Genomic DNA, 9800 nt, shown 5'->3' with positions numbered 1-9800 from the left:
TTTTTCACCATTATACACTACGTATAGGATGTGAGAATACCTTTTGTGAAGTTTAGTGTGCCATTGTTAGCAACGAACCCTCCACCCTCCATGGGAATAATGTTTTTGACATATGGAATAGATGCAGTTTGTCCAGCGGATCCATTGATGTTTAGATTTCCATCTGGTCTTAAATTTATATGTGAGCTTGATTGAAAAGTTATTGGAACACCACCAAATGATGCAAGTAAAGGGCCTGCTGAAGTACTTTGTAAATATGCGCTCAACGCTCCTGCCACAATCCATGCTATACCAGGAGCAGTACCAGCTGCAGGCGATATATCTACGTGATTATTCGCATCCGAGAATGCCTGAATCAAATTGTTATTCAAGTTCATAGCGACCTTGGGATACCCCGCAGCCGACATGAATATTGCTGCTACTGCTGTCAAGATACCCTCCTGAGTCACCTTAAAGTTAGGATGACCATCGATCGTATCTCCAGCAAAAAACCTAATCGGATCAACGCCCTCTTTATTCGTTGACATGCCCACTGTCTTATCCTTCGACTGCATCTCCGTCTTGCCGATCTGCCAGCCTCCGAACTCCCTGGCATTGTCTGAGCTCAGGAATCCACTCATCAGATAGCCTAGCTGCTCAAATCCCTGTGCCACGATCTGAGCGAGTTGCTCTGTCGTTGGCTTCATCGGCACTTCTGGTAAACTTGGAATCCCCATAATATCCTCCTTAGCTTAGAGGCATTGCCTCTTCATCTCTATTCCACTCGTGTATCGATACCGGACCACTACCGGTGAACTTAACGCGCAGCCAGTTACCCATGGCTAAACCGCCTAACGCGATCGGTATACGAACGCTCTGTAGCGTTCCTGTGACGGTACCGCCGACCTGCGTCCAGTCATTGCCTGTTGCTGACTTGCTCACGTAGATGTTAAGGGAACTTCCTGCCGGCACGTCAATAATCAGGAAGAATCGGAACCAACGGATGCGCTGACTCATCGATGCAGCGCCGAATGGCTTACTTACCCATCGCCAGTTGATTGGCGCACCATTATCCGTTGTACCTCCCGGCTTAATCACCTTTCCTGTAGCATCTCCGAGGTATAGTTCATTCTGCATTTTCAGGCCACACGTTGGGTTCCAGTCGTTCCATACATACCATATTTTATAATCTAAATCGCAGACTAACAGGGTGTCAGGCGTGCTGCCGGTCATCGCGATGCCAGCATATAGTTTCTTTCCGTCAGACGTGAGGAAACAGGTATTTGCTGCACTTTTGTTCATGTTATCGACATACCATTGCACGGGAAATGAGAATTCCTTATCGGGCAACGTAGAGCCGTAATATTCGTATATCCCCGTATCATCAAAAATGTACATGATCCCTTTGATTGTCACAGCGCATTTGTTGTTCAGCAATCCAACTTCTTTTGTTACAGGCATGAGCGTGAAATCAGATGGTACATAACCGAATAATTTATGGATACTGCTTGGCTTGAAAATGGTCAGCGCGTTCGATCCTGCTACGACTCCATTGATTGTTTCACCATCATTCGTATCTACGCCCTTAGTGTATGAGTCACTATCCTCACCATCGAATTTAGTCCATTGTGAGGCGTTTCCTGAGGCACAGCTGTGAACGGTATTGCCCACGGCAGCCCATACACGTTCCATAAATTGATCAACGTAATTAGCGCCGCTTGGGGAGTCTCCTAACGCTGATACTGTTGTCCCGTTGTATGTTCTCAGCTGACCCACGCCATTCGCCATAATAAGGTTGATATCAGCGAATGCGCCCTTAAAGTTAGCAAATGACGCGTCTGTAACGCCCAGACCCGTAGCGCCTGTTGAGCTCCACGTGCCGGCAGAGTATTTGTACCACGTACCGTTAGACACCGCGTGTAACTCACTGTCTTTCCATGCGCCTAATCCGTTGATCACAGATGGCATTGTGCTTCCAAGTAATGAAAAACCCGGTCTCGCGGAGAGAGCCGGGTACTTATCGGAGGATAGATTGCTCATATCAGATGCTTCTTCATCACGTATCGAGAACGGGTCGTGTTTGTTGGTGCCCCTAAACATCCGCTGTACGATTGGTGGTCTGGTCTTTATAGGAGGAAATTCATTCATATTTCACCTCTTATTGATACTTGTATTCGTCAACTTCCCAGTTTACACCGCCACCACCAGGAACAGATATCCACATAAAATCTTGTGTTGGACTCGCAGGGTAATACGCAAACTTACCAGGTTCTAGGTTTGCCAATGTGCTCGTATCTAAGGCAACTGAACTAAGTGTGTAATACGCGCCGTTGTCCTGTCTTCGTAGGCGAATACCACGGTACTTGTCATAAGTCGACACTAGCTGATAATACAGTGTCTCACCCGCCGTTGTGGTTAGTGGATAGCCTCCACCTGCACTGGGAGGTCCCCAATTCGTTTTTGGCAATCTGATCGGCAGAAACAAACCGTTTTCTCTGGTTAACGTTAATTCGCGTATCATCCCATTGAATGTGGGAGCGTAGACTATAGCATGTCCTAGACCACTCGGATGGTTAATACCATTACCGCTGCCTGATTTCGGATATTTTCCGAGCAAATCATCCTCCGTGTAAATTGGAGTGGACTTTAATGGGTCCAGATAAGTCATCTGCATGTTTGAGTAGGTTGGGACTAATCCTGTGCCACCAATTGTTATGTAACCATTATGCAGTTTTTTGGTTGTTGTAATGTTAAGCGCTAACGCTCCATTTACGTATATCTTATGATTTGTATCCAACGCTTCAATTCGAATATGGGTTGTGACACCTGGTTGTATAGTAAGTCCTGTTGCGTTTCCTAGACCAGATGTAGAGTCATTTGTATAAAGCTCCACAATTCCAGTTGATCCACTACCAGCCATGATTAGAACAGTCATACGCCCGTTTGTCGTATCATCGCGATAATTGATCCAAGCAGAATTATTTATACCTGAACCTGGGATATTCACATCAAATTCGAGAGCCCCATTATAAAAGTCACGCGGCCTGGTCACGAAACGACCTGTTAATCCGGGTGATGGGTTGAGTGTAGAGCCAGATAAGCTGAAATTACCTACACTACCTGTCCATTTTGAAGGGAATCCAGAGAAGTTCAATTCTTGTGAGCTGACTCGCGATACGTCATCGATACCGTCACGTAATAACTGGAATAGTCGGTTCGCATCTGCGCATACAAGTCCATTGTCTTTTGCAAATTGCCGTGTTGATCGTGCAACAGAATTGGTTGCGTTTTGCCCTTGATTGTACCGTTTTGTATCTTTAGTCGGGAGCATAGACGGAACGAGAATTACACTTGGTACAGGATCCCACGTTTTAAATGTATTCAATAAAGTAGTGTACCCGTTGTAGTTTAACTCTGGGCCAATACCAGCATCGTTCATACCGAAAGCAACAATAACTAAATCTGGCTTCGCGTCACGTACATGGTTGAGCCATGTCTTTCCATTGACTGACCACGGCCTAGTGAAGTTTGTCCCCCCGACAAACGTTGGATCGTTAAGTGTTCCGATCCCTGTTCCGCCTAACCCATAGTTGTATACAGTTGTTGTAATGCCTGGAAGAGCAGAAGTTAATGCACGTTCAACTCTCTTCGTATACGCGTCCTCTGGTGAAGTTTGATCGAGACCTTCCGTAATGCTATCCCCCACTTCAACTACTTTGAGCGTCTTCGTGGTAGCAATTGCATTTTTAGCACGATCAAGCGATCCTGCAGGAACGATGAGCATTTCGCTTAATGCCTTGCTATATAAAGCCGCATCTTTAACAGATTCTAATGCGCTAGATGCACCTGTTCCTAATTGTTCAACATTTATTGGTACGCCACCTACAGTTAAAGTTGCATTGTCTCCAAAAACTACAACTTGATCTAGTCCAGTTAAGGCCGTTGCACTGTAGGTGCCTGAAGGAAAAAATACAGATTTAGAGTTAGCAGCAATAGCAGCATTAATGGTTTTTTGTATGGCACCGGTGTCGTCACTTCCATTTCCTTTTGCGTTATATGGCGCAGCTTTTACATTAAAGAGAAAGTTCCATATCTTTTGTATCTGCGCGGATGCTGCCATCTGCGTGGCGATTAATTCGGTTGCCTGCTGGGTCACAACAACATCCCTCCATACACATCTTGTATTTGTCTATAATCAGGTTCTTGTTTACCTTCGTTGAAATCACTTATGAGATTGTTGATTTGCGTAATATAACCATTCGCCTTTTCAAACTCATTGTTATTTTCTGCCAGTTGCTTGCAAATTCTATACACAATGAGCATATGGAAATCATAGTCGAAATCGGGAATTGCTCCGATATCCGATGAACTAAGCGCGGTAGGTTCTTTGTACCGAAATACCACCAGACCGCCTTCTTCATCCTCAGTTGGCGTAGGGTATAACGCGATACAGTTATCGTCTGTGAACCAATACCAGTTTGTTGATGCTTTACCTTTTATGTTAAGTGAGTCATATTCAACGCCATTAACTACTATGTCAATCACCTTGGAAGGTGAGTATGTGATCGGGTAGTACGGGTTATCTGCCAACAAATCGTATGAAGTGGTAACAATAGGCTTGTATATTGTGCGGAACAACTCTTTTTGCAGCGTATTAATCTTGCTTATGATGTTGTCAGATGACAAAGGATGCGGATATTTTTCCATTATTTCATCTAAAATTTCTTGCAATGTCACTTCATCATCCCCTTTATACAAAAAAAGCCCCTCACAGGGGCATTAGTAGCTGACAACGATGTCTTTTAATTCTGAAATTGTGATGCGGCGTCTTGCTTTCTGCGTCTGCTCGTAAGCATTTGTCCAAATGTCTGCAATAACCTCTGGTACTTCGAATGATCTACCGCGCGGTACCGCATAAATGATGCCATTCCAACCAATCGGAACAACATCGCCTGGGTTTTGCTCGTCCTCAGGGATGTGAATCGTCTTTTTAGGCATTGCTTGAAGTTGTTCCTTTAATGTTTTTTCTTCTTGTGCTTCCGTTTTTCTCTCTGCCATGATTTGTTCCTCCTCAAATTTAAAGGAGCCCGAAGGCTCCTCAATACAGTTTATTTATTAAGCTGATACAGCACACTCGTAACGAAGAATAGCGAGTTGTTGGATGATTACTGCAGTGAAAGCGGCTTTCCAAGCTACAGTGTTGAATTGATTTAATGGATCAGCAGTTCCTGCGCTCCCAGCTGCGTGCACGATGATCTCTGGCTTGCTAGAACCTTCAACGTCAGGCACACCATATGCCCCTGCGCCAATCATCAAATTGAGGTGAACTGGAGTGCTTGCAGCTCCACCTGTTGGATCGATAGATACGTTGACAGCCTCTAGGAAGTAAACACCATACAACTTGCCTAGTTCACCGTTCTTACGGTTGTCCACGCTCACATACGTGTTTTGGTCCTTCCACTCTTGTGTCTGCATCAGGTCAGTTGCAACGTCAGGAGAAACAAACATCAAGTAGCCCATCGATCCATCAGGCAGTTTGATCTCTTTCACCTTGTTCTTCTTCATTGTGCGACGCATTTTCAAGATGTCCAGGGCAGCAATCTTATCAGATGCAGTAACTGTCACACGACTTGCGCGGCCAGCTGCATAGTACACGTTTGTTCCAGCGGTGATGATGTCACGGACGATGATATCCTCAGATTGCCCCGCGTTCTCACCCATAAGCTCAGCAGTTTCAGTCATAAGTGGATCAAGTCCAACTAGATCGATGAACTCAGAGATCTTCGTCCAGTTACCATACTGTTGAACCGTTGCTGTTACTGGTGTGATCGACAAGTCAACTCCATCCGGAGTAACACCCTCGGTGATTGCTGTTGTCGATACCGCAAGGTTGTTCAAACGTCTCCATTGAGCTGTAGCACCTTTACGCGTTGGGATGTTCTTTTTATCACCATACTTCATGAAGAATAATTCTGGTGTTAGACGGTCCAACATCGCCGTTTGATAAAACGTTGCGTTCTCCGCAGATAGTTGATTTACACCAGATCCAGTGTTATACCCTTGTACGTTTGTAGCCATTCATAACATCTCCCTTAAGTTTAGTCTAAGCTATTACGCTTACCTTGTTTAACTTCATCAATCATTCGCCGCTGTTGATCTTTCGTCATGGCTGCGAACCCTGTTTTGTGCTCAACGCCGCCTGCTCCAAGTGAGCCAGTTGCTGTTTCCCTGTTTTGCTGAATCTTACGGAGCGTTTCCGCTTCCGTTTGTTTGGCGATATTCGCGATTTTGTCCTCGTAAGTAGCCAGTTTGTAGGCATCTTCGAGCTTATAGCCACTATTGATGGCTAATTCGAATACCTTCTCCTGGTGTTGCTCGAAATCAGGGTAACGAGACTTCAAATCAGCAATTTCGGAGTTGATCTGCACTTGAATACGCTCTTGTTTGAGCGCCTCGCGTTCCTTTTCATACTCACTTAGCTTGTCTTTCAGGGGCTTTAGATGCTCAAGCACCACAGATTCATCTACACCCAACCGTCTCGCTTCTTCTTCGATCTGTTTCTGTTGCTCAAACTTATCCAAGGCTTCCATGTACTCACTGTGACTCTCGAAACCATAGTGCTTGGCGATACGCTCAAGGTTCTGCTGATATGTCTCAGCTTCCTTTGCTCGCTCGGCCACCTTGTCATAGTTCAAACCTTTTTGAATCCAAGTTGGCGCTTCTTCCTCAGGAATAAAGCGATCCTCCTTGTTATACTTCACTGTTAGCCCTTTAGGCGCTTCCTGTGTGGTAGCAGGAGTATTAGTCGCGTTAGTGCTTGGCGAAGTCTCTACGGATACTTCCGGCGCTGCTACATCGCTATGGTTGGCGATCTCTTCCATGGTTAAATTCCTCCTGTTCAGCTATGGTTGGCTGAATGTTTTTGGATATAGCTAAGGCCCTCCGCTGCTCTGCGAAAGGCCTGTTAGTAATGGTTTATTTTTGTATCAAGCGTTATGTAGCAGGAATTATAACTGTACTTATTGGGAAGACACCTTTTTCTGCGTCTTCTTTTATTACACATAGTAGTAGATTGTTTTCCAAATAAGAAACAATCCGGTACTCAATTCCGTTATAAACTCTAGATTTTGATGGGTCCAAATTGTAAATGTCCATAAGCCGATTAGTCCTCCCTGATACTTTTGTAGTAGGACTAAAGCATACCATATTTTAGGAGGTCAGAGTCATTAAAAATTGGGCTGACCGAATACCTGCCTAATCTTGCCCATAAGCAAAGTACCTGTACGCTTTTTCCCGTATACGTTTGGATGGAGACCATCGTTATTAAAGAACGTTGCTTGTGTAACTTTATTCACGCCGAACTCATTATACAAATCTAAGAAAGGCAATGAATAAAACTCTGCCACGGCTTTGACTGCATCTCGAACAGCTTTCATTCCAGTACGCTCAGTCGTACCAGTTCCGTCTGTCCATGCTCTTGGTGGAGATATACAGATTACTACCATTTGCGGGTTTTTATTAAGCAAGCCTTCAATAAGCGTTTGATAGGCACCATAGTATGTATTCGTGTCGAATGCCGATCCTACAGGCTGAATCGTTCCAAACTGGTAGGTCCCTGTTGTAAGGTTAGGTTCATCGTTCGTGCCGCCCATTATTGTACATAGTTCAGTAGTAGCAGGAGTGTTTGCCACATCCGTCCACATACCGCCTGATTGACTCATTTTCTTACCGTTTACACCTAAATTTGTTACAACAGGGATATTTACATACTCACTTACTAGATCCGATGCACCGCCAAACGTGATGCTATCGCCTATCTTTACCCACTCGCCTATAGATAGGTCCCTACGCCCGTAAATCATTCCACCTCTAACGCCTATTTGTTCGGCAGGGTAAGCCATCGGAATGACATTTGTTTGTAGAATACTAAATACTATGTACCCAGTGTAGGTTAACCAGTTTGTTGTTTGCGGCACAATCTCAACAGTGTTGTTTCTGACACATACAAACTGTGGATTGTTGCTTGTTGTAAAGGATACAGAACCCGCGTTTAACGTTTGGTTCGAGTAATAACTGCTAAATATATTCCATGTAGTCCATGAAATTGTTAATGATGTAAAGTCAACTTTAAATTTAACGTTTCCGCCTATCATAAGATTAGAGGTTGCTGTAGCTGAACCAGATCCCGGAGGACCTTGTGGACCAGGAGGACCTACGCTACCGCTTCCGCTAGAGAGTGGATTCCACATGTAAACACCCCTTATTTAAGCGCATTGTAGTTCTGTGTCAATTCCGCAGTTGTCAACGCGCGGTTGTAATAACCCATATTTTTGAAAGTAACACCCGCTTGAACTGAACTCGCAAACATTAGCGGAGATGTGCTTGTATCAACATAAAAGTCAGATGCTACGTTAGTTGACTGTAGTAATACGTTGTTTACATAAACTTTAATACTTGTCGAGTCACGCATGAATACAACGTGATAAGGTACACTGTGGTCAGTATAAGTAGTTGGAGCTGATGTGGCTTGTGGAAAATTGGCTGATCCTGTACCATTCGCATTTTTACCTGTAAGAATACCGCTAACTTTGCTATCAAAAGTAAAGCTAAAATTTACTGCGTTTGGAGATAGCCTAGTAAAGATGCTCGCCGCTGAATTGGTTGCCGATATAGGTTGCACCGTAGCAAATGCAGTAAATTGATCTGCATTATGAAAATAAGTATCTGGATTAGCAATTGTTTGATTTAGAGTTGGATTGTCTTGATAAATGAGTAATGATGCATCATTAACTTTCCCTACAGAAGCCACACCTGTTGTTGCCGTTGTCGTCACCGCTGTAGATCTGTTATTAGCTCCATCAATTGCCACTAACCGGAACGTATATGCGGTAGAAGCTGCCAGCCCTGTAACTGTCGCAGAATTCGTTGAAGGGTTAACATTACCATTGGCTACAGTGAAGTTCGTACCATCAGTCGAGTAAGCAATTTCTTGCTTTGTTACGTCTCCAGAGTTAGAGATTGTCCACGTGAGTGGAACACTATTTGCAGTCGGTGTGCCAGCTGATAACCCTGTAACAGGATTCGGGGCTGTTGTGTCTGGTGGTGCTCCAGCATCGATGGTGTAGCTTGCTGTTTGAACCGCGCTACTATTGCCGGCTGTATCCCTAGCAAAGTATTTCAATGTTACTGTTGAGTTTACCGAGATCGCTGAGCTATAAGCCATACTGCTCGTTGTTGGCGTGCTGCCATCTAATGTGTAATAGATTGTAGCTGCTTCATTAGCTGTCAACGTAACAGATTGTGCGGAAGTAAATGTGCCAGGCGTTGGACTAATACTCACAGTTGGTGGCGTTGTATCAGGCGTTGGTAGCGCACCACTCCAATAGTACCAACTATTATCCGCCGTAACCCACACAGGAGCTGCGCTTCCATTCGGGTACGACGAGAGTAATTCTGCGACAGTAGAAACGATTAACACACCACTTCCGCCACCAGTACCAACCCTCGTTATCGCTTTAATGGCAGTAGCATCGAAAGCCTGCGAGTTTGACGTTGATGTAATATCAAACGTGGTGAATGAAGCCGTTATCTGCCTCGATCCACCTTTTGGTATCACATAACTGGCGCTGTTAACCGTAACCGTAATGAAATCTGTGTCACTTCTGTTCCTGATAATCAATATCTCTTGTGTGGTCGGATACGTGTATGAGTTACTCGCTATGTTAGCCAATCCTATGAAGTAGGTCCTCTGCAGTACTTCGTCGTCGTCACGTTCTGACACAGGCGTAGCCGTAACATTCGGCATTCCTCTCACCAACCTT

At 44.6% G+C, this 9800-nt stretch carries 9 protein-coding genes; all 9 read right to left on the bottom strand.

Translation table 11 applies throughout. From position 1 onward, the window contains the following. Positions 1-17 precede the first annotated feature (17 nt). The 9 genes from AC3WTJ_RS33770 to AC3WTJ_RS33730 all read right to left on the bottom strand — a co-directional run bounded on the left by AC3WTJ_RS33770 (position 18) and on the right by AC3WTJ_RS33730 (position 9784). Positions 18-716, bottom strand: a complete 699-nt coding sequence (locus AC3WTJ_RS33770) for a hypothetical protein (RefSeq protein ID WP_492525699.1) — start codon at positions 714-716, stop codon at positions 18-20. 10 nt (positions 717-726) lie between these two features. Continuing rightward, on the bottom strand, positions 727-2019 hold the full coding sequence (locus AC3WTJ_RS33765) for a hypothetical protein (protein ID WP_492525697.1): 1293 nt from the start codon (positions 2017-2019) through the stop codon (positions 727-729). A 118-nt stretch (positions 2020-2137) separates the two neighbouring features. Next, entirely contained in the window at positions 2138-4135 is a 1998-nt protein-coding gene (locus tag AC3WTJ_RS33760; protein ID WP_492525695.1) for an SGNH/GDSL hydrolase family protein, read from the bottom strand. Continuing rightward, the gene (locus tag AC3WTJ_RS33755) at positions 4132-4716 is read right to left on the bottom strand and encodes a phage adaptor protein (RefSeq protein WP_492525693.1); all 585 of its coding nucleotides are present in this window, start codon (positions 4714-4716) and stop codon (positions 4132-4134) included. Before AC3WTJ_RS33755 ends, AC3WTJ_RS33760 begins: the two co-directional genes overlap by 4 nt. A 42-nt stretch (positions 4717-4758) precedes the next feature. Next, positions 4759-5037, bottom strand: a complete 279-nt coding sequence (locus AC3WTJ_RS33750; RefSeq protein ID WP_492525691.1) for a hypothetical protein — start codon at positions 5035-5037, stop codon at positions 4759-4761. A 57-nt stretch (positions 5038-5094) separates the two neighbouring features. After that, positions 5095-6057: a N4-gp56 family major capsid protein gene (locus tag AC3WTJ_RS33745; protein WP_492525689.1), complete on the bottom strand. Its 963-nt coding sequence runs from the start codon at positions 6055-6057 to the stop codon at positions 5095-5097. 20 nt (positions 6058-6077) lie between these two features. Beyond that, complete coding sequence (locus AC3WTJ_RS33740) at positions 6078-6860, bottom strand: hypothetical protein (protein ID WP_492525687.1); 783 nt, start codon at positions 6858-6860, stop codon at positions 6078-6080. Positions 6861-7205: 345 nt separating this feature from the next. Continuing rightward, positions 7206-8228, bottom strand: coding sequence for an SGNH/GDSL hydrolase family protein (locus tag AC3WTJ_RS33735; protein WP_492525685.1), 1023 nt, complete (start codon positions 8226-8228; stop codon positions 7206-7208). An 11-nt stretch (positions 8229-8239) separates the two neighbouring features. After that, positions 8240-9784 (bottom strand): chitobiase/beta-hexosaminidase C-terminal domain-containing protein, encoded by a 1545-nt coding sequence (locus tag AC3WTJ_RS33730; protein ID WP_492525683.1) that lies wholly within the window; start codon positions 9782-9784, stop codon positions 8240-8242. Positions 9785-9800 lie beyond the last annotated feature (16 nt).

It is taken from the genome of Paenibacillus sp. FW101-FHT12H11, from assembly GCF_058790355.1.
This window is presented reverse-complemented; position numbering and strand designations above follow the sequence as displayed.

Bases quoted from the DNA above. Each gene is read 5' to 3' on its own strand.
- AC3WTJ_RS33770 (WP_492525699.1), bottom strand. From the start codon at position 716: ATGGGGATTCCAAGTTTACCAGAAGTGCCGATGAAGCCAACGACAGAG.
- AC3WTJ_RS33765 (WP_492525697.1), bottom strand. From the start codon at position 2,019: ATGAGCAATCTATCCTCCGATAAGTACCCGGCTCTCTCCGCGAGACCG.
- AC3WTJ_RS33750 (WP_492525691.1), bottom strand. From the start codon at position 5,037: ATGGCAGAGAGAAAAACGGAAGCACAAGAAGAAAAAACATTAAAGGAA.
- AC3WTJ_RS33745 (WP_492525689.1), bottom strand. From the start codon at position 6,057: ATGGCTACAAACGTACAAGGGTATAACACTGGATCTGGTGTAAATCAA.
- AC3WTJ_RS33740 (WP_492525687.1), bottom strand. From the start codon at position 6,860: ATGGAAGAGATCGCCAACCATAGCGATGTAGCAGCGCCGGAAGTATCC.
- AC3WTJ_RS33735 (WP_492525685.1), bottom strand. From the start codon at position 8,228: ATGTGGAATCCACTCTCTAGCGGAAGCGGTAGCGTAGGTCCTCCTGGT.
- AC3WTJ_RS33730 (WP_492525683.1), bottom strand. From the start codon at position 9,784: ATGCCGAATGTTACGGCTACGCCTGTGTCAGAACGTGACGACGACGAA.